This is a genomic window from Novosphingobium sp. 9U (assembly GCF_902506425.1).
GTDB lineage: Bacteria > Pseudomonadota > Alphaproteobacteria > Sphingomonadales > Sphingomonadaceae > Novosphingobium.
In genome coordinates this window covers 227,017-244,446 of the sequence record NZ_LR732504.1, presented here as the reverse complement: position 1 = coordinate 244,446, position 17,430 = coordinate 227,017, and the positions used below count along the sequence as shown (strand labels likewise).

Annotated in this window: 19 protein-coding genes; 7 read left to right on the top strand and 12 right to left on the bottom strand. The window is 67.5% G+C overall.

The genetic code is table 11. The annotated features are described in order from the left end of the window. Positions 1 to 49: 49 nt before the first annotated feature. Genes GV044_RS17860 through GV044_RS17835 form a run of 8 tightly spaced genes read right to left on the bottom strand, consistent with a single transcriptional unit; the run spans position 50 to position 5,227 of the window. On the bottom strand, positions 50 to 832 hold the full coding sequence (locus tag GV044_RS17860; protein WP_159873362.1) for a glycosyltransferase family 2 protein: 783 nt from the start codon (positions 830 to 832) through the stop codon (positions 50 to 52). A gap of 5 nt (positions 833 to 837) precedes the next feature. Further along, positions 838 to 1,245 (bottom strand): GtrA family protein, encoded by a 408-nt coding sequence (locus GV044_RS17855; protein ID WP_159873360.1) that lies wholly within the window; start codon positions 1,243 to 1,245, stop codon positions 838 to 840. Further along, positions 1,242 to 1,727, bottom strand: coding sequence for a hypothetical protein (locus GV044_RS22325; protein ID WP_236555073.1), 486 nt, complete (start codon positions 1,725 to 1,727; stop codon positions 1,242 to 1,244). Before GV044_RS22325 ends, GV044_RS17855 begins: the two co-directional genes overlap by 4 nt. Next, positions 1,697 to 2,404 (bottom strand): FAD-dependent oxidoreductase, encoded by a 708-nt coding sequence (locus GV044_RS22320; RefSeq protein WP_236555072.1) that lies wholly within the window; start codon positions 2,402 to 2,404, stop codon positions 1,697 to 1,699. The genes GV044_RS22325 and GV044_RS22320 overlap by 31 nt, the downstream gene beginning before the upstream one ends. Next, positions 2,401 to 2,526, bottom strand: coding sequence for a hypothetical protein (locus tag GV044_RS22615; RefSeq protein ID WP_256377300.1), 126 nt, complete (start codon positions 2,524 to 2,526; stop codon positions 2,401 to 2,403). The genes GV044_RS22320 and GV044_RS22615 overlap by 4 nt, the downstream gene beginning before the upstream one ends. A 6-nt stretch (positions 2,527 to 2,532) precedes the next feature. Further along, positions 2,533 to 3,438, bottom strand: coding sequence for a hypothetical protein (locus GV044_RS17845; protein WP_159873358.1), 906 nt, complete (start codon positions 3,436 to 3,438; stop codon positions 2,533 to 2,535). Further along, the gene (locus GV044_RS17840) at positions 3,435 to 4,277 is read right to left on the bottom strand and encodes a sugar phosphate isomerase/epimerase (RefSeq protein ID WP_159873356.1); all 843 of its coding nucleotides are present in this window, start codon (positions 4,275 to 4,277) and stop codon (positions 3,435 to 3,437) included. The genes GV044_RS17845 and GV044_RS17840 overlap by 4 nt, the downstream gene beginning before the upstream one ends. Next, the gene (locus GV044_RS17835) at positions 4,274 to 5,227 is read right to left on the bottom strand and encodes a hypothetical protein (RefSeq protein ID WP_159873354.1); all 954 of its coding nucleotides are present in this window, start codon (positions 5,225 to 5,227) and stop codon (positions 4,274 to 4,276) included. The genes GV044_RS17840 and GV044_RS17835 overlap by 4 nt, the downstream gene beginning before the upstream one ends. 267 nt (positions 5,228 to 5,494) lie before the next feature. Here GV044_RS17835 and GV044_RS17830 point away from each other — a divergent pair, with 267 nt between their 5' ends. The 4 genes from GV044_RS17830 to GV044_RS17815 all read left to right on the top strand — a co-directional run bounded on the left by GV044_RS17830 (position 5,495) and on the right by GV044_RS17815 (position 9,340). Further along, positions 5,495 to 6,796: a UDP-glucose/GDP-mannose dehydrogenase family protein gene (locus tag GV044_RS17830; protein ID WP_159873798.1), complete on the top strand. Its 1,302-nt coding sequence runs from the start codon at positions 5,495 to 5,497 to the stop codon at positions 6,794 to 6,796. A gap of 240 nt (positions 6,797 to 7,036) precedes the next feature. Beyond that, on the top strand, positions 7,037 to 7,381 hold the full coding sequence (gene rpoZ, locus GV044_RS17825; protein WP_159873352.1) for a DNA-directed RNA polymerase subunit omega: 345 nt from the start codon (positions 7,037 to 7,039) through the stop codon (positions 7,379 to 7,381). Positions 7,382 to 7,403: 22 nt separating this feature from the next. Continuing rightward, positions 7,404 to 8,225 (top strand): ParA family protein, encoded by an 822-nt coding sequence (locus GV044_RS17820; protein ID WP_159873350.1) that lies wholly within the window; start codon positions 7,404 to 7,406, stop codon positions 8,223 to 8,225. A 71-nt stretch (positions 8,226 to 8,296) separates the two neighbouring features. After that, entirely contained in the window at positions 8,297 to 9,340 is a 1,044-nt protein-coding gene (locus GV044_RS17815) for a DUF3667 domain-containing protein (RefSeq protein WP_201299150.1), read from the top strand. A gap of 4 nt (positions 9,341 to 9,344) precedes the next feature. On the opposite strand, the gene GV044_RS17810 is transcribed toward GV044_RS17815, so the two are convergent. Further along, positions 9,345 to 10,523, bottom strand: coding sequence for an aminotransferase (locus GV044_RS17810; RefSeq protein WP_236555071.1), 1,179 nt, complete (start codon positions 10,521 to 10,523; stop codon positions 9,345 to 9,347). A gap of 217 nt (positions 10,524 to 10,740) precedes the next feature. Between GV044_RS17810 and GV044_RS17805 the strand changes: the two genes are divergently transcribed. From GV044_RS17805 to GV044_RS17795, 3 genes are all read left to right on the top strand, one after another. Continuing rightward, complete coding sequence (locus GV044_RS17805) at positions 10,741 to 11,796, top strand: histidine kinase dimerization/phosphoacceptor domain -containing protein (protein WP_159873345.1); 1,056 nt, start codon at positions 10,741 to 10,743, stop codon at positions 11,794 to 11,796. A gap of 126 nt (positions 11,797 to 11,922) precedes the next feature. Then, the gene (gene ftsH / locus GV044_RS17800; protein ID WP_159873343.1) at positions 11,923 to 13,854 is read left to right on the top strand and encodes an ATP-dependent zinc metalloprotease FtsH; all 1,932 of its coding nucleotides are present in this window, start codon (positions 11,923 to 11,925) and stop codon (positions 13,852 to 13,854) included. Between the two features lie 280 nt (positions 13,855 to 14,134). Further along, positions 14,135 to 14,347, top strand: a complete 213-nt coding sequence (locus GV044_RS17795) for a hypothetical protein (RefSeq protein WP_159873341.1) — start codon at positions 14,135 to 14,137, stop codon at positions 14,345 to 14,347. A 367-nt stretch (positions 14,348 to 14,714) separates the two neighbouring features. On the opposite strand, the gene GV044_RS17790 is transcribed toward GV044_RS17795, so the two are convergent. The 3 genes from GV044_RS17790 to GV044_RS17780 form a co-directional block, all read right to left on the bottom strand. Further along, positions 14,715 to 15,629, bottom strand: coding sequence for an endonuclease/exonuclease/phosphatase family protein (locus tag GV044_RS17790; RefSeq protein ID WP_159873339.1), 915 nt, complete (start codon positions 15,627 to 15,629; stop codon positions 14,715 to 14,717). Positions 15,630 to 15,810: 181 nt separating this feature from the next. Then, positions 15,811 to 16,584 carry an enoyl-CoA hydratase-related protein gene (locus GV044_RS17785; protein WP_236555070.1) on the bottom strand — a complete coding sequence of 258 codons (774 nt, stop codon included), beginning with the start codon at positions 16,582 to 16,584 and terminating at the stop codon, positions 15,811 to 15,813. Beyond that, on the bottom strand, positions 16,566 to 17,381 hold the full coding sequence (locus tag GV044_RS17780) for an enoyl-CoA hydratase-related protein (RefSeq protein ID WP_159873337.1): 816 nt from the start codon (positions 17,379 to 17,381) through the stop codon (positions 16,566 to 16,568). The genes GV044_RS17785 and GV044_RS17780 overlap by 19 nt, the downstream gene beginning before the upstream one ends. Between the last annotated feature and the right edge of the window lie 49 nt (positions 17,382 to 17,430).

Here is a 17,430-nt window from a genome sequence, read left to right as displayed (position 1 = left end):
GAAATGCTAAGCGCGCAATGCACGAGCTTCATAGTGGTTGCTCAGCCTCTTAGGGCGAGTTGGGATTGAAGCGGCCGAACGCCGCCGCCAGCAACTGCTTGATGATGCCCCACTTGGCTCCAGCACCGGTGATCTTGGTCGGCACCGCCTCACCCGCCGGATAGCTGCGCCGCACGCCCAGTTCGCACACGCGGTAGCCGAGCTGGCCGGCGCGGGCCGTTAGGTAGAACAGCAGCTCGTAGGCGAAGAACACGTCGCGGAACGGCTGCACGCGCGGGTCGGTGAGGTAGCGGCGCGAGTAGGCGCGAAAGCCGTTGGTGGTGTCGGTGAACCAGTGCCGCCCGGCAAGGCTCAGGACTGGGGCGTGGATCAAGCGGTTGCCGATCGTGCGCTCCAGCGGCGTGTTCTCGGCCTTGCCGCCCGGCGCATAGCGTGAGCCCTGGACGTAGTCGTAGCCCTCGCGCAGCTTCGCCACGAACTGCGCAACGGCCTCGACGTTGTCCTTGCCGTTGCCGTCGATGGTGATGACGCCCTCGTAGCCTTGATCGAGGCACCACGCATAGGCCATGCGCAGCTGGGCGCTGAGCTTGCCCGGCCCGGTCTTGGTGAGCAGCGCGCGAACGCCTTGCTCGCGCAAGAAGTCGAGATCGAGCGAGCCGTCGGTGGAGCCGCCGTCCGCCACCACCACGTCGACCGGCAGGTTGGCCGCGGCCACGCGCGCAAGCTGGGCGCGGATGCGCTCGCCTTCGTTGATGACCGGGATCACCAGCACATGGTCGTGGCGCCGATCGCCCAGAAGGTCGACGCGGTGTGCGGGGACTTGGCGCGGCAATTCGGTTAAGCAGGAGTCTCCGGAGCAGGGCGGAACACGAGGAAGCGGCTGAGCACGTAGTTGACGACGAACGAGACGCCCGTCGCCAGCGCCAGCACGGCCAAGTCGGGCAGGGCGGTGCGCTCGAGCAGCGCGACGCTGCCAACGCGCGTGCCGAGCGTCGCCAGCAGCGCCAGCACGTAGAGCGATCCGCGTCTGGCGGAGGCTTGGCGGGTGCCGAAGGTCCAGCGTTCGTGCAGCAGGTAATTGAATGCCGCGCCCACGCAGAAGCCGAAGAAGGCGGCGAGCGGCAGCGGCATCAGCGAGCGCAGCAGCCAGGCGGTGCCGAGGTCGACGCACAGACCGGCAACGGCGACAAGCCCGAACCGCACCAGCGAGGAGGCGAGCAGGCCTTGTAGCGTTCTAGCGATCATGCCCCGACACCGCCCGATGCCATCGCCCGGCCGTGGACGAAGCGATCGTCCGCTTCTGCCCACTCCGGGCCTGCCTGGCGCAGGATGTCGAACAAGTCGTAGATGTTGTCGATCTTGCCGCCCATGATCGATATCACCGGCGAACCTTCGGGCTGGCGCTGGAACAGGATCGGGCGGCCATCGTCGCGCTCGTTCTTGGCGAGCACCGTCTTCACCTCGAACAGCGAGCGGTCGTAGCGGGCCTGGGCGAGCGCCGGCACGTAGCGGGCGGCATCGAGCACCATGTGCCGCTGGCGCGTCTCGCGCGGGAGGGTGGCGAACACGTCGTAAGCCGCGCGCCCGGCCGAGCCGTCGGTCCAGTGCGCATGCGGGGTGTAGCGCACGTGCGTCAGGGAGTGCAGCCCGGCAGAAGGGTAAGGCATGCACGAGAAGAACGGCCCGTCCATCACGGTCAGGCCGTAAGGAGCCAGCTCGGACGGCACTTCGACAGCGCGATCTCCGTCTGCTCGTGCTTCAGCCTCGCCTGTGGCAGGCCCGCGGAGGCGAGCAGGGCATTGGTCTGCGCGTATGTCACGTTGAAGACGAAGCGTGCGTTCAGCGCCGAGCCGTCGGACAGGTGCACCGTTGCGCCCTCAGCCCGTGCTTCGACGCTGTCGGCGCGCGTCCCCAGGCGCACCTCGATACCCAGCGCGTCCAGGCGGTTGCCCATGTGGCGCGCCAGCACCGACCAGTCGAACGCGAACTCGTCGCAGGCGAACGCTTCTTCGATGGTGTTGGGGGAGAACAGCGCGGCTTGGGAGGGTGTCGCCCGCGCGATCGGCGCGCCCATCTCGGCGAACATGCGCTGGAAGCGCAAGGCAGAGACCTTCGAGCGGTGGCGCGCGATCGCGTAGAGCATCTGGAAGTCGTCGACTACCGCATCGGGGAAGTCGGTGGCGAAGCGGCGGTGCAGCACCATCGACTTGACTGCAGTCAGCGCACTCCTGGGATAGTGGAATCCGGTGTGCACCCGCGCCTGGTTGACCCGTGAGGCGCGCGCCAGCAGTTCCTCACCCGCCTCGACCAGCACGATCCGCTTGCCGAGCGAGCGCAGGAACAGCGCCAGGGCGCAGCCGTAGAAGCCGCCGCCGACGACCAGGTAGTCGGTCTCATCGCTCATTCCGCGGCGTTGCGCACCGGCGCGCCGTGGTCTTGAGCGGAGTCCCGTGACGTGGCGATCTCGACGTTGAACTCGTCCATGACCTTGCCGAACAGGTCGATCGGCGCGGCCTCGTCGATCACCAGGTCCTACGGGCCCCCGGTCAGCGCTTCCAGCAAGCGCCGGAGGCCGATCGAGAGGCCGAAGATGGCGAAGCCGAGGAACGCCGCGGTCAGGCTCAGCGCCAGCGAGGTGGTGAACCAGCCGGGTTGGATGTGCGCCAGCGTCAGCCACACGATCACGCTGTAGATCGCGAACAGGGTGCCACCGAACGCCGCCAGCAGCGCTGCTACCGCCACCAGCGTCAGCACGCGCGGGGCCGAGCTGATCGTCAGCCGGTGGAGGATCTCGGTGCGGCGGAACAGCAGCGGCCCGGTTTCCGAGCCCGAGCGGAAGCGCGGCAGCCCGGCGCCCGCGCGCATGTCCTGCCGCACGATTGGCAGGCGCTGGTCGACCGGCGGAAAACGCGTCGCCAGCAGCCGATCGGGATGCGCCAGCACGATCCCCAGCAAGGCGCGGGGGAACGCGATCGTCAGCATGTCGTGCGGGCCGATCGTCAGCCCGGCGCCGCGGCCGAGTGCCATCGCCAGCGAGCCGAGCGGGTTGGCGTCGACATGCCGACCGACGACCAGCGAATGGCGCGCCTCGGCCGTCTCGATCATCGCGGCCAGATTGAGGTAGCCGACCTCGGATGCCGCGGTGAGCACTACGACATCACCGATCGCCTCGGACGCGACCGCAAGGCGCCGCTGGTAGAAGCTCGCGCCCGGCCGCGGCTGCAGGAGGCGCAAGTTGGGTACGCTGGCCTGCAGCTGACCGTCAGCCAGTTCGGATGGAGCATCGTGCCCCGGATCGCAGGCGAGCAGGACCTCCCAATAGCGGAACCGGGCATCGAGCTGCCGGCTCAGCGCGACGAGCTGCTGCAGCTGCGCCTGGTCGCGCGGAGGACCGGACAAGGCAACCGACACCAGCAGATCGTCGCGCGGCTGGCTCACCGGTGCGCGGCCGGCTCGGCGAGCGCCTGCTTCAATTTGTTCACCGACGTGGCGAGGTCCGCCAGCGGCGTCGACGTCGCGGCCATCTCGATCGAGTACCACCCGGCGTATCCGGCAGCTTGGAGCGCCTGGATCGCGCGCGCCGCTTGCGCCGGATCGGCGGGCGCGGGTGCAAGGTGCGGTTCGCTCACGTGCACGTGGCCGATCGTGTCGACAGCATGCGCGGCGATCGCCTCGATGCGCTCGAAGTCGCCTTCCATGTGCAGCGCGCCGATGTCGAAGTTGAGCACCACGCCGGGGTGATCGACGCGGCGTACGAAGGCTTCGGCTTCTTCGATCCGGTTTAGGAAGTTTGTACCGTAGGCGCGGCCGTTGGGCTCCATGGCGATGCGGGTGCCCGCTGCCAACGCACGCTCGCCGAGGCGGCGGAACACCTCGGCGGCCTGGGCCTGCGCGTCCTGCGCCGACAGGCTTTCGGGGTAGACACGCTGGCGGGGCGAGCCGAACACGAGGTTGGGGATCTGCAGCCGCTCGGCAAGCGCGATCGCCCGCTCCATCCCGGCAACGAGGCGGGCGCGCGGCTCCTCGCCCTCGAACAGCGCGGCGCCGGTGACACCGAACAGCAGCGACTGCATGGAGACCAGCGTCAGTCCGGCCTCGCGCATCGGTGCCAGCGCCGCATCTGCCTCGGCCTTGCTCGGTACGAAGGGATCGGCAGCTCCGGCGAGGAACAGCCCCGGCGCGATCTCGAGCCCGGTGAACCCGGCCTCAGCGAGGATCGCATAGGCCGCGTCCCGCTCGCCCGCAGGCCAGGCAATATTGGAGGCGGCGAGCTTCATGCCGCAACGCGCTCAGCTTGCACGAACTGCGTGAGTGAAGCGAGAACCTGCTCGCGTGTCGCCATGTAAGGGCCGTCCTGTCCCCACAGAGCGCCATGCCGCGTGCGCATGTCCTCGCTATGCACGCGCGCGGAGGTCTCGGGCATCGGCGCGCCGGTGACCGCCTGGTGCACCTCGCCTGCGGTCAGCGCCGGCGGCGACAGGTGCAGCACATCCAGTTCGTGCTCCAGGCCAAGCCCGATATCCCGCCAGAGCCGGCGCATGTCGTAGAACTGGAAGCGGCTGTCCGGGTGCGTGAAGCGCAGCGCGCCGAGGCCTGCGTCTACGATCGCCTCCTCCAGCGCCGCGCGGCGGCCCGTCGCATCGAGTGACGCGCGGTCGATCACGTGCATGCCCAGCTCCGCATCGAGCGGATAGAGCGTGTCCAGCAGCGGTGCCAGCGAGCCACCCGCCACGTCGTGCAGCTGCTCCAGTTTGGCGGGCGGCACCATCGAGGGCATGGGGTTCATCAGGTCGAACAGGAAGTTCTTCTTCAGTCCCGGCCCGAACAGCGCCGGCAGCCGCACCACCAGCGCGCCCGGAAAGCGTTCGGCGACGAAAGCCTCCAGCCGTCGGCGGTTGACGCCGTAAGGCGTGGCAGTCTCGAACGCGGTGGTGTCCTCGTCCTCGGCGGCGAACCCGGCGAGCACGGCCACGGTCGAGATCAGCACAAAGCGCGTGGCCGATCCCACGGCGTCGAGCTGACCGATGAGCGCATCGATGCGCGCGGCATCGCGGTCGGCGAAGCGGTTGGCCTCGAACATCGAGCCGGGCGCGGCGGCGCAGACCAGGGTGTCGAACGCGGCGCCGGCCATGCCGCCGACATTGGCGCTGTTGAAGCGCGCGCCGAAGTCGTGCTGCCGGACCAGGTTGCTGCCGACGAAGCCGGTATGGCCGATCAATCCGTCCAACGTCGATCCTTCTTGGCTGCGCACCTGCGCCCTCGCGGGCTCAATGCGCCGGTCTTCGGGCCTGTCACTACAAGTAGATGATCCGTAGAACCACCGATAGATGCCAATTTCAGGACAATGCTGCAGTCGCGTGGGGCGGCCCCATGCGAACCACAGCCATGTTCGCGAGTTACCACCTGCCTAGCTTCATTACCGTGGCATCCCGCATTGCGGCATGTGCGGGATTGGGCCATGTCCGACACGGGCTTCAGGGGAGGAACCAGCTCAATGCGCATCACGATGATCGGATCGGGGTATGTCGGCCTCGTATCCGGAGCTTGCTTTGCCGACTTCGGGCATACCGTGGTGTGCGTCGACAAGGACGAGCGCAAGATCGCGGCGCTGAACGGCGGGGCGATCCCGATCTTCGAGCCCGGACTCGATCGCCTCGTGGCCGACAACGTGCGCCGCGGAAGGCTCTCCTTCACCACGGACCTCGGCCCGGCCGTCGCCGAGGCGGATGCGGTGTTCATCGCCGTCGGCACGCCCTCGCGCCGGGGCGACGGCCATGCCGACTTGTCCTACGTCTTCGCCGCCGCGGAAGAGATCGCACGGTCGCTCAAGGGCTATACAGTGATCGTCGACAAATCGACGGTCCCGGTCGGCACCGGCGACGAGGTGGAGCGGATCATCCACGCTACCGCGCCTGAGGCCGACTTCGCGGTGGTCTCCAACCCCGAGTTCCTGCGCGAAGGCGCCGCGATCGAGGATTTCAAGCGTCCCGATCGCGTCGTCATCGGCAGCGACGATCCGCGCGCGCTCGCCGTCCTGCGCGACATCTACCGTCCGCTCGCCATCGGCCGCTCGCCGATCGTGGAGATGGGCCGCCGCGCGGCCGAGCTGACGAAGTACGCGGGCAATGCATTCCTCGCGACAAAGATCACCTTCATCAACGAGATCGCCGACTTGTGCGAGAAGGTCGGCGCCGACGTGCAGGACGTGGCGCGGGGCATCGGCCTCGACAACCGCATCGGCTCCAAGTTCCTCCACGCGGGACCGGGCTATGGCGGCTCATGCTTCCCCAAGGACACGCTGGCCCTGCTCAAGACCGCGCAGGACTATGAGGCGCCGCAGCGCATCGTGGAGGCGGTGGTGGCGGTGAACGACAACCGCAAGCGCGCGATGGGCCGCAAGGTGATCGCCGCGGTCGGTGGCGAGATCCGTGACAAGACCGTTTGCGTGCTGGGCCTCACCTTCAAGCCCAACACCGACGACATGCGCGATTCGCCGGCCATTGCCGTGATCCAGACGCTGCAGGACGCCGGCGCCCAGGTGCATGCGCACGATCCGGAAGGCACCGAGCAGGCGCAGAAGGTCTTGGAGAACGTCACCTACTTCGACGAGCCCTACGCCGCGATGGAGGGCGCCGAGGCTTTGGTGATCGTAACCGAGTGGGACAACTTTCGCGCGCTCGATCTCAAGCGGGTGAAGAGCCTGCTGGCGGCGCCGGTGCTGGTGGACCTGCGCAACATCTACCCGCGCGCACGGTGCGAGGAGCTTGGGTTCACGTACTGCGGGATCGGGCGGTAAGGGCATCGTCGTCCCCGAGCTTGACCCGGGACCGGTTTCGCCATGTCGCGAGCTTCCATAATCGCTGCTCCACCCACTTCGTCATTTGCGGCGAGGGGGGAATGACGAAGGAGGGAAAGCCTTGCAGCTGCTCCACAGCTGCGTCGCGGGTAATGCTCCAACCCACTCACATTGACTTTTCCACATCTCCCCGCTACCTGCCCGCCTTTACCGTTCCTGCTGATTTCTCGTGGAGTGCCCATGGCGCGCGTTACCGTCGAAGATTGTGTCGACAAGGTCCCCAACCGTTTCGACCTCGTCCTGCTCGCCGCGCAGCGTGCGCGTGAGATCTCGGGCGGCGCCGAGCTGACCATCGAGCGCGATCGCGACAAGAACCCGGTGGTCGCCCTGCGCGAGATCGCCGAGACCACCGTGCAGCCGGTCAATCTCAGGGAAACGCTGGTAACTTCGCTGCAGCGCGTGCTGCCCGAGGATGACGACGAGATGGACGAGATCGGCTCGCTCAGCCAGTCGGCCGAAGCCCTGCGCATCACCGCCGCAGCGCCGACCCGGAATACCTCGATCGGGTCCGACTACGACGGTTAAGCGCTGAAAAGGGGCAGGGCAGATGGCAAAGCGCGATCGCACCCTGCCCAGGATTGCCGGAGCGCGTGTCTCCGGAGCTTTGCAGGCGGTTTCTCCCGCCAAGGCCGAGAGCGCCGCGACGGTCGCGATCTACTCGGTCAAAGGCGGCGTCGGCAAGACCACCATCGCCGCCAACCTCGCCTGGTGTTCCGCCGAACTGTCCGGTCGTCCCACGCTGCTGTGGGACCTCGACGCGGCCGGCGGATCGGGCTTCCTCTACGGCCTGGAACCGCACCGCTCGCGCGCGGCTGGCGAAGTCTTCGCGCGCGAGGGCCATGCCGAGAAGCTGATCCGCCGCACGACCTTTGACAGCCTCGACGTGCTGCCGGCTGACGAATCGATCCGCACCCTCGACGCTACGCTCACCGCGATGGGCAAGCGCAAGCGACTGGCCCGTTTGGCCGAGACGCTGGGCGCGCGCTACGAGCGGATCGTGCTCGATTGCCCGCCGGTGATGAACGAGCTGAGCGCGCAAGTGGTGCGCGCCGCCGACCTGATCATCGTGCCGCTGCCGCCCTCGCCCTTGTCCGCCCGCGCGCTCGAACTGGTGGTGCGCGAAGTGGCCGATCACGCCAAGCGCCACCCGCCGATCCTGCCGGTGCTCTCGATGCTCGACATGCGCCGCGCCCTGCACAAGGCCGCGCGCGAGGAGAACCCGGCCTGGCCGGCGATCCCCTATGCCAACGCGGTGGAGCAATGCGCGGTGCAGCAGCGGCCGGTCGGCGCCATCGCGCCGCAGAGCCCCTCAGCCCAGCGCTTCATTGGCCTGTGGCGCGCGATCGAGCGCAAGCTGGGCGAGCGCTGATCGCCACGCCGTAGCGGGGCTTTGCCCGCCGCCTCTCGTCCGTTACCATCACGCCAGGCGGGGGCGAGCAGATGAGCGATATCGCGCAAGGGTTGGCCGAAGTGGGGCAGGGTGCGCTCGCCGCGCATGCGGTGGAGCCGCGCACTGGTGAGGTGGACACCGGGCACACGCATGAGGCCGTTTGCCTGAATTGCGGCACCGCGCTGGTGGGCAGCCACTGCCATTCTTGCGGCCAGGCGGCGCACGTCCACCGCACGCTGGGGGCCTTCTTCCACGACCTGCTTCACGGCGTTTTCCACTTCGAAGGCAAGATCTGGCGCACGCTGCCGCTGTTGGTCCGGCGCCCGGGCGTGTTGACGCGCGAGTACATCGACGGCCGGCGCGCGATCTACGTCTCGCCCATCGCGCTGTTCCTGTTCTGCGTGTTCCTGATGTTCGCGGTGTTCCACGCGACCGAGGGCGAGAACATCCCGGCCAACATCGACCTCAACAATCTCGACGCCGCCGTGACGGCGCAGAAGGCCGAGATCGCGCGGCTGAAGCAGGTCCTCGCCACGCGCGAAGCCCAAGGGGGCGAGACCGACACGCTCGATCAGCAGATCGACGATGCAGAAGAGAAGCTGGACACGCTGCGCGACCTCCAGGCTTCGGGCGTGCGCTCTACGCAGGATGCCAAGGGCAATATCGATATCCCGATCGTCGCGCAGGCGCTCAAGAGTTTCAGGGAAAACCCGGCACTGGCTGCCTACAAGCTCCAGACTTACGCTTACAAATACAGCTGGGCGCTGATCCCGATCTCGGTGCCGTTCCTCTGGTTGCTGTTTCCGTTCAGCCGACGCTTCCATCTTTACGACCACACCGTCTTCGTCACGTATTCGCTGTGCTTCATGACGCTGCTGGCAGTGGCCGAGATGCTGATCGACGCCGTAGGCCTGGGCGGCGTCGCCGGGCTGCTGTTCTTCGTGCCGCCGTTCCACATGTACGCGCAGCTGAAAGGCACTTACGACCTCAGCCGGCGCGGTGCCTTGTGGCGCACCGTACTGCTGGTGAGCTTCGCGCTGATGGCGTTGCTGCTGTTCTTCAGTGGCTTGATGGCGACCACCGGCGGCGAGTGACGCGTCAGGTCGATCCGGCGCGGAACGCCGCCAGCCGCGCCACGGCTTCGTCGAGCACCGCGTCAGGCTTGGTGAAGCATAGCCGGACGATCGAGGTGGGGCGCGGCGACGTTTCGTAAAGCGCGGAAACGGGTATCGTCGCCACGCCCGCTTCGCGTACGGCGCGTTCGGCGAAGGTCGCATCGTCCATCGCGATGCCGGACTGTGCGAGATCCACGCACAAGAACCAGGTGGCGGCATTGGGCAGCACCGCGAAGCCGGCGCTCTCTAGGCCCGCCTGCAACCGCGATCGTGCAGAGGCCCACCCGGCGCGCTGCGCATCGAGCATCGCGTCGGGCATGGCGAGGCCCTCCGCCACCGCCCATTGCAGCGGCGGCGCGCTGGCGAACGTCAGGAACTGGTGCGCTCGGGCGAGCGCCGTGCCGATCGCGCCTGCGCCCGCCATCCAGCCGATCTTCCAGCCGGTGAGCCCGAAGATCTTGCCCGCCGAGCCGATCTTCACGCTCCGCGCCGACATCCCGGGAAACGCCATGAGCGATCTGTGCGCAATCCTGTCGAAGCGCACGTCCTCCCAGACTTCGTCGCAGATCGCTACTAGGTCATGTGCGACGCACAGCCGCGCCAGGCCCGCCAGCTCCGCCTCGCTCGCCACGGTGCCCGCCGGGTTGAGCGGATCGTTAAGCATCAGCACTCGCGTCCGCGAGGTTATCGCGCGCTCCAGCATCTCCAGTGGATAGGCGAACTCCGGCGGCGCGAGCGGCACCGAGACGGGCACGCCGCCAGCGCGCCGCACCATCGGCGCGTAGGCGTCGTAGGCGGGCTGAAACAGGATCACCTCGTCGCCCGGGCTCACCAGAGCGAGCACGGCCGCGGCGATCGCCTCGGTGGCGCCGGACGTCACCGTCACCTGATCGGGATCGAGCGACAGCTCCTGCCGCCGGGCATAGTACCCGCAGATCGCTTCGCGCAGCTGCGGCAGGCCGGCGCCGGGCGGGTACTGGTTGGAACGGTCGCGCAGCGCTCGCGCGGCCGCCTCGATCAACGGCTCTGGCGGCGGCGTATCGGGATAGCCTTGGCCAAGGTTGATCGCGCCCGTTTCGCGCGCAAGGCCGCTCATCCGGTCGAAGACGGTGCGCTCCAGCGCGGCGTAGATCAGATTAATGCGCATCATGAGCCCTGGCATAGCGTCACGCGCAGCGCCTCGTCAGCCGCTTTCGATCCCATCGGCGGGATCGCTTGGCGCGCCTCAAGGATTAAAGCCTCGCCATGGCACCGCCGTGTTGGTAGCCGTGATGGTGAAGGGAGATGATCGTGCCACGCCGCCTCGGCAGTCACCACCGCGCGCCTCGGGTGCGCACCGGCTTGCCTGGGCATGCGACACAGCCGCGGAGCGCCGGCGCATGAGCCGCACCGCCACACTGATCGAGCGCTTGCCGCTGCTCCAGAAGCAACCGGTGCTGCGCTGCGTGCTTGCCGTGGTGCTCAGCCTTGCGACGGTGCAGCTGCGCTGGTCGCTGAAGGACTGGCTGCCGGTCGGCTATCCGTTCGTGGTCTTCTTCCCCACCGTGATCGTCACCGCATTCGTGTTCGGACGCATGGCCGGCATCCTGGCCGGCTTCGTGTGCGGCCTTTTCGCCTGGTACTACTTCATCCCGCCGGTCGGCGTCTTCTCGTTTGATCGGGGAAGCTTGGTGGCGATGGCGTTCTATACCGGCGTGATCGTCGTCGACATCGCGCTGATCCACTGGATGCAGGTGACGAACCGCCGTTTGCGCGCCGCACGCGAAGAGGGGCAGCTCCATGCCGAACAAAGCGACCGCCTGGCCGAGCGATCCGAGCTGCTGTTCCAGGAACTGCAGCACCGCGTCGGCAACAACCTGCAGATGGTGGCCGCCGTGCTCTCGCTCCAGCTGCGCGGCCTGGACGAGCCGCGGGCGCGCCGCGCGATCTCCGATGCAGTGGCGCGCGTGCAGGTGATCGGCAGCATCCAGCGCCGGCTCTACCGCAGCAATGGCGAGCTGGTCCCGCTCGACGACTTCATCCGCGAAGTCAGCGAGCAGATCATGCGCTCCAGCGGTGGTCCCGGCGTGACCCTGCGGATCGAGGCGGCGACTGGCCTGGTGTTGCCCCCCGACGCCGCCGTGCCCATGGCGCTGATCCTGGCCGAGGCGATCGCCAATGCGCTGGAGCATGGCTTAGCCGGGCGTGCAGCCGGCAGCGTCACCGTTCTGCTGGAACAAGGTGACGGCTCCGTGCGGCTGGAGGTGCGCGACAATGGCGCGGGCCTGCCGCCAGGCTTCGATGCCGCTCAGGCCGACAGCCTGGGCCTGCGCATCTCGCGCGTGCTCAGCCGGCAATTGGGCGCGGATTACGCCCTTCACGACACGGCCCCGGGATGCCGGATGTGCTTGTCGTTGCCTGAGGCGCGCTTTGCCGGTGGGCCTCTCGTGGCGTGATCGATCGGTTCTGCCGACGAACGCCTCCAAACAGGAGCTGGTTCGTTCGCCGTGAGGGGTTGCGCTAACTTGTCATTCAGCGCGGCTAGCCTACATTAGTGGGGTCAAAGGACTCCGAAAGAATCTATGAACGACGATCAGCCCAACGGCAATCCCTGGGTCAAGAGCCTCCTGGTATGGGGCGGCATCTTCCTCGCGCTTCTGATGGTGGTTTCGATGTTCGGCTCGCGCGGCGATGTCGGGCAGGCGATCCGCTATTCGGACTTCCGCGCGAAGGTGGCGGACAGCCAGGTTGCCGAAGTCCAGATCGGCACCGATCGCATCGTCGGCAAGTACAAGAACGGCGACTCGTTCAGCACAATCCCGATCCCCAACGACACCTCGCTGCCGCAGCTGCTGCAGGAGAACAACGTCAGCTACGCCGGCAAGGCCGCCGAAGAGCCGAACCTGCTGCTCTACATCCTGGTCCAGGCGCTGCCGTTCGTGCTGATCCTGGGCATCGCGTTCTTCGCGCTGCGCCAGGTGCAGAAGGGCGGCGGCTCCGGCGCGATGGGCTTTGGCAAGTCCAAGGCCAAGCTGCTGACCGAGCGCTCGGGCCGCGTCACCTTCGACGACGTCGCCGGCATTGACGAAGCGCGTGAGGAGCTGGAGGAGATCGTCGAGTTTCTGCGCGATCCCTCGCGCTTCTCCAAGCTCGGTGGCCAGATTCCCAAGGGTGCGCTGCTGGTCGGCTCGCCTGGCACCGGCAAGACCCTGCTGGCCCGCGCCATCGCGGGCGAAGCGGGCGTGCCGTTCTTCACCATCTCGGGCTCTGACTTCGTCGAGATGTTCGTCGGCGTCGGCGCCAGCCGCGTGCGCGACATGTTCGAGCAGGCCAAGAAAAACGCGCCTTGCATCGTCTTCATCGACGAAATCGACGCCGTCGGCCGTCATCGTGGCCATGGCCTTGGCAACTCGAACGACGAGCGCGAGCAGACGCTGAACCAGCTGCTGGTCGAGATGGACGGCTTCGAGGCCAACGAAGGCATCATCATCATCGCGGCGACCAACCGCCCCGACGTGCTCGACCCTGCGCTGCTGCGTCCCGGCCGCTTCGATCGGCAGGTCGTAGTGCCGGTGCCCGACATTGACGGTCGCGAGAAGATCCTCGCCGTGCACATGAAGAAGGTGCCGCTGGCACCCGACGTCAATCCGCGCGTGATCGCGCGTGGCACCCCCGGCTTCTCGGGTGCCGATCTCGCCAACCTCGTCAACGAGGCCGCGTTGCTCGCTGCGCGTCGCAACAAGCGCCTGGTCGCGATGCAGGAGTTCGAGGACGCCAAGGACAAAGTCATGATGGGCGCAGAGCGCCGCAGCATGGTCATGACCGAGGACGAGAAGAAGATGACCGCCTACCACGAGGCAGGCCACGCGATCGTCTCGATCAACGAGGCGGCGTCCGATCCGATCCACAAGGCGACGATCATTCCGCGCGGCCGTGCGCTGGGCATGGTGATGCGCCTGCCCGAGCGGGACAGCTACTCGTACCATCGCGACAAGATGCTCGCGAACCTCTCGGTCGCCATGGGCGGTCGCGTGGCCGAGGAGATCATTTTCGGGCACGACAAGGTCTCGTCGGGCGCGTCGTCGGACATCCAGTACGCCACCAGCCTGGCGCGCAACATGGTCACCAAGTGGGGCATGTCCGACAAGCTGGGTCCGCTGCAGTACGAGGAACAGCAGGAAGGCTACTTGGGCATGGGCGGCTCGCACCGCCTGATGGGTTCGGACGAGACCAACAAGCTGATCGATTCCGAGATCCGCAGCCTGGTGGAAACCGCGCACAAGCGCGCGACCGACATCCTGCAGACGGAGAGCGACAAGCTCCACCTGCTGGCCAAAGCCATGCTCGAGTACGAGACGCTGAGCGGCGACGACATCAAGCAGTTGATGGACACCGGCGAACTCGACCGGCCGAACGAGCCCAAGGGCCCGACCCGCACGGCTCCGGTTCGCGGTTCGTCGATCCCGAAGGCCGGCAAGCGCTACTCCGGCGGCGCGGCACCGCAAGGCGCCTGAAGCTCCGCTGCGTTTGAGTTTGCGGAAGAGGGCCGGGGGCAACTCCGGCCCTCTTCTTGTTGGGCGCGGTAGGCTGGCGGGCTGGCATGATCCGTCTGGCGCACCATGCCTACGACGCGTCTCCGTCAGTCCGCAGTCTCGTCCAGCTACCGCGGGCTCGCCTTGAGTTTCGGCGACAAGCTCAGTCCTGAGGCGTGCGGGCTCTTCGTAAACCGCTCGGGCCCCGCGCTACCCGCTGCCGACCTCGCTCCTTCACCGGCAATGCTGAGCTTCTCGGAGCATGCCAGCTGAGGTGCTGTTTCACGGATTGGCCCAGCCAGAAGAGGTGGCAGCTGGGCGGCGGCTCACTTCAAGCGTGATCGCTGACGTACGTTCGCCCGCAGAGACCGACACACTTCACCATGCCGGTGATGGCGTGCTGCACTTGGGATGTCCGCTGGCTAAACCAATCGCGGTGAGCTTCAACAAGCTCAACCAGGCTGCGCAGAGGTGACCCGCTCAAAAGGTTCGGAGACGGCTCGAGCTCCGCCACTAAGTGCCGGCTACGCTGCAAGCCGCCGTTCTTAGGTTAGCCGGCGCTTGCGAAAAAGCGGTGTCACCAGTCAGAGACGTAGGGCGATAGCGTTGCCGAACATACCCGGCGATGGAGCCATCTACTTAGCCAATTACCACGCCACCGACGTGCCCACAAATTTGCTCAGCGAACGCCTGGAGCGTGGGCTATTTTCAACGCGCAATCTGCTCCTCCTCCTTTGAGGGAGGAGGTCGGGAGCTGGGTGTACCCACGCTGGCGTGGACGCGCGGCCTGGCGTCATCGTTCACCCCGCCGTGCAGGGCACTTAGTCGAAGAGGATCGTGCTCTAGCTCCCAGTCCGCAGGCGCAAGCGGCAGATCACGCCGTAGTGATCCGAGTGCCCCGCGCTGGTCCGATGGCAGCCCTCGCGCAGCCAGTGCTTGCTGGCGAACACGTGGTCAATGCCGGTAAACGCAGGCGCCGGCCGATTGGCGGGGTAAGTTGGGATGAAGCTGTCGTGCCGGCGTAGTCCGCTGGTTTGCGCGAAGCGGGCAAGGCCGAAGGTGCCGGTGCCGGCGTTGAAGTCTCCGCCCACGACTAGCGGCATCTTAGCCTCCGCGCGGGCGAGTTCGGCGGCTTGTTGCATGTAGTGCTGGGCGAACTTCACGTAGGGCCGCGCCATGTGCACGTCGATGACGCGCAGCGGACCGCCGGGTGTCTGGATCTCTCCCAGCAGCAGGTCGGCATGGCTCGCGTGCGGCGGCCAGGTCACCGGCACGCGCTCGATCGGCCAGCGAGACAGGATCGTCAGCGAGCATGGGCCACCACCGCCGCACGACTTGATGCGGTGATAGCCCGGCAACAATGCCGCCAGGAACGGCGCGACCGTGCCGTTGGTCTCCTGCAACAGCGCAATATCCGGCGCCTCGCTATTCACCACCGCGGCGATCGCGCCTGGATCGGGGTTGGCGTGAAAGGTGCTGAGCGTCAGCACCTTGACCTGCAAGCCGGCACCGACCGCGCTCTCTCCGACGCGTCCGAAGCCCGCGAGCACCGCGCCGCCCAGCTGGTATCCACCCACCAGCAAACCGATCGCGGCGACCGCGATGCTGGGCTGATCGCGCAGCCGCAGCGCGCCGGCAAGGCATAGCGCCAGCACCGGCAGCAGCAGCGGCAGCATGACGTTGAACTGGTCGAGCGTATGATGCGTACGGCCGAGCTGCCCCACCAGCACCACTGCACTCGCCGCAGCGGCTGCCATGCCCACCAGAGCACGCGCCAGGAAGCGGGCGCGCCGTCGCCGCCGGCTGCGAGGTTGCGGGTCGATCAGGCGCAGGTGCTCCGGTGCGGACTGCCATCAAACGCGGCGGCATCCGCCATATGATGCAACATCGCCGGTTCCTTTGTCGGTGCGACCGCTTGCTGGTCGCGGGGCTGCGAAGTCAATTGCTGCGGTTGCGAAGGTAGCCCGCCCGCATCCGCGCCGCAAGCTCGGGTCGATCCGTGGTCTGCAGGTGGCGCTCGGTCTCGACGCGGATGAAGGCATCGATCGGCAGATGCTCGGCAGAGAGGCAATTGGCTTTCATCAGCCGCAGCGCCAGCGCATCGCGTTCGCACAGGCTGCGCGCGAGATCGCGGGCGCGGGCGTGCAGTTCGTCGGGAGCGAACAGGCGCGTCACGAAACCGGCGTCCAATGCCGCTTGCGCGTCGTACTTGGCCGCGAAGTAGAGCCATTCGCGCGCAACGGCCGGGCCGAGCAGCCGATCGAGCGACCAGGCCGCGCCCATGTCGCCCGAAACGCCGACGTTCAGGAACGCGGTGGAGAAGCGTGCCCGCGTCGAAGCCCAGCGCAAGTCACAGGCCGCCGCCCAGCCCAGGCCTGCCCCGGCGCATCCGCCGTCGATCACCGCGATCGTGACCTGCGGCATCGAGTGAAGCACGGCGGAAGCCTGGTGCATGTCGCCCAGGTCCTCCGCCGTCGGCGGTGCGCCGCCACTCTCGCCGGTGATGTCCGCGCCGACGCAGAAGTCCTCCCCGGCGCCGCGCACGATCAGCACGCGCGCCTCGCTGGTGGCGATCGCACGGACCGCGTCGTAGACCTGGGCGCACATTTCGACCGTGACACCGTTGCGCCGTTCGGGCCGGTTCAGCGTCAGCGTGGCAAGCGCGCCGGTGTGCTCGACCAAGACCGCAGCGCTCATTGCGGGTTCGACCATGCCGGCGTGCGCTTCTCCACGAACGCGCGACCGCCCTCGGCGACGTCCGGCCCGGTGAACATCGCGCGCACTTCGGGCAAGGCGAACATCCGGCGGTTTGAAGCTTCCATGCCATCGTCGTAGTAGCTTTGCATCACCGCCTTGGTGGCAATCACCGAAGAGGGGGAGCACTCGCAGATGCGCTCCGCCCAGCGCCGGGCGCAGGCCATCAGATCGCCAGCGGGCGCGACTTCCGCGACCAGGCCCCACTCGTGCGCCTGCGCCGCGTCGATCTTGCTGGCGGTGAGCAGCATGGCGTGCGCGCGCTTGGGGCCGAGCTCCTGGACGATCCGCTGGATACCGCCGCCCAGCGCTGCCAGGCCGACTTTGGGTTCGGTCAGGCCGAAGCTGGCGTTGTCCGCGGCGACGATGATGTCGCAGGCGAGCGCGGCCTCGAACCCGCCACCCAGCGCGTAGCCGTTCACCGCCGCGATCACCGGCTTGCGGCGGCCGAAGCGCCAGACCAGGCCGGCAAAGCCACTCTCCGGCACGGGCATGCCGTTGTGGGCACGCGCGTCGTTCTTGTCGAAGGGCGTGCGCAAGTCCGCGCCCGCAGAGAAGGCCTTGTCGCCCGCACCGGTCAGGATCGCCACCCAGAGCCCGGGATCGCGCTCGAAGGCGTCGAACACTTCACCCAGCTCGAAGTTCGCCTCGCCGTGCAGAGCATTGCGCATGTCGGGGCGGTTCAGCGTGACAGTCATGACATGACCGTTGATGGCGACCTGGCTGTGCTGGGTGCGGGTGTAGACGTCTTGCATGCGCTCTCTCCTTGGAGGCCGCCCGGCTTGTCAGCGGGCTGGACACTCG

What these genes read in the sequence shown, in the direction of transcription:
- ftsH (WP_159873343.1), top strand. Translation starts at nt 11,923, where the DNA reads ATGAACGACGATCAGCCCAACGGCAATCCCTGGGTCAAGAGCCTCCTG.
- GV044_RS17855 (WP_159873360.1), bottom strand. Translation starts at nt 1,245, where the DNA reads ATGATCGCTAGAACGCTACAAGGCCTGCTCGCCTCCTCGCTGGTGCGG.
- GV044_RS17805 (WP_159873345.1), top strand. Translation starts at nt 10,741, where the DNA reads ATGAGCCGCACCGCCACACTGATCGAGCGCTTGCCGCTGCTCCAGAAG.
- GV044_RS17790 (WP_159873339.1), bottom strand. Translation starts at nt 15,629, where the DNA reads ATGGCAGCCGCTGCGGCGAGTGCAGTGGTGCTGGTGGGGCAGCTCGGC.
- GV044_RS17830 (WP_159873798.1), top strand. Translation starts at nt 5,495, where the DNA reads ATGCGCATCACGATGATCGGATCGGGGTATGTCGGCCTCGTATCCGGA.
- GV044_RS22320 (WP_236555072.1), bottom strand. Translation starts at nt 2,404, where the DNA reads ATGAGCGATGAGACCGACTACCTGGTCGTCGGCGGCGGCTTCTACGGC.
- GV044_RS17810 (WP_236555071.1), bottom strand. Translation starts at nt 10,523, where the DNA reads ATGCCAGGGCTCATGATGCGCATTAATCTGATCTACGCCGCGCTGGAG.
- GV044_RS17815 (WP_201299150.1), top strand. Translation starts at nt 8,297, where the DNA reads ATGAGCGATATCGCGCAAGGGTTGGCCGAAGTGGGGCAGGGTGCGCTC.
- GV044_RS17820 (WP_159873350.1), top strand. Translation starts at nt 7,404, where the DNA reads ATGGCAAAGCGCGATCGCACCCTGCCCAGGATTGCCGGAGCGCGTGTC.
- GV044_RS17795 (WP_159873341.1), top strand. Translation starts at nt 14,135, where the DNA reads ATGCCAGCTGAGGTGCTGTTTCACGGATTGGCCCAGCCAGAAGAGGTG.
- GV044_RS17785 (WP_236555070.1), bottom strand. Translation starts at nt 16,584, where the DNA reads ATGGTCGAACCCGCAATGAGCGCTGCGGTCTTGGTCGAGCACACCGGC.
- rpoZ (WP_159873352.1), top strand. Translation starts at nt 7,037, where the DNA reads ATGGCGCGCGTTACCGTCGAAGATTGTGTCGACAAGGTCCCCAACCGT.
- GV044_RS17780 (WP_159873337.1), bottom strand. Translation starts at nt 17,381, where the DNA reads ATGCAAGACGTCTACACCCGCACCCAGCACAGCCAGGTCGCCATCAAC.
- GV044_RS17840 (WP_159873356.1), bottom strand. Translation starts at nt 4,277, where the DNA reads ATGAAGCTCGCCGCCTCCAATATTGCCTGGCCTGCGGGCGAGCGGGAC.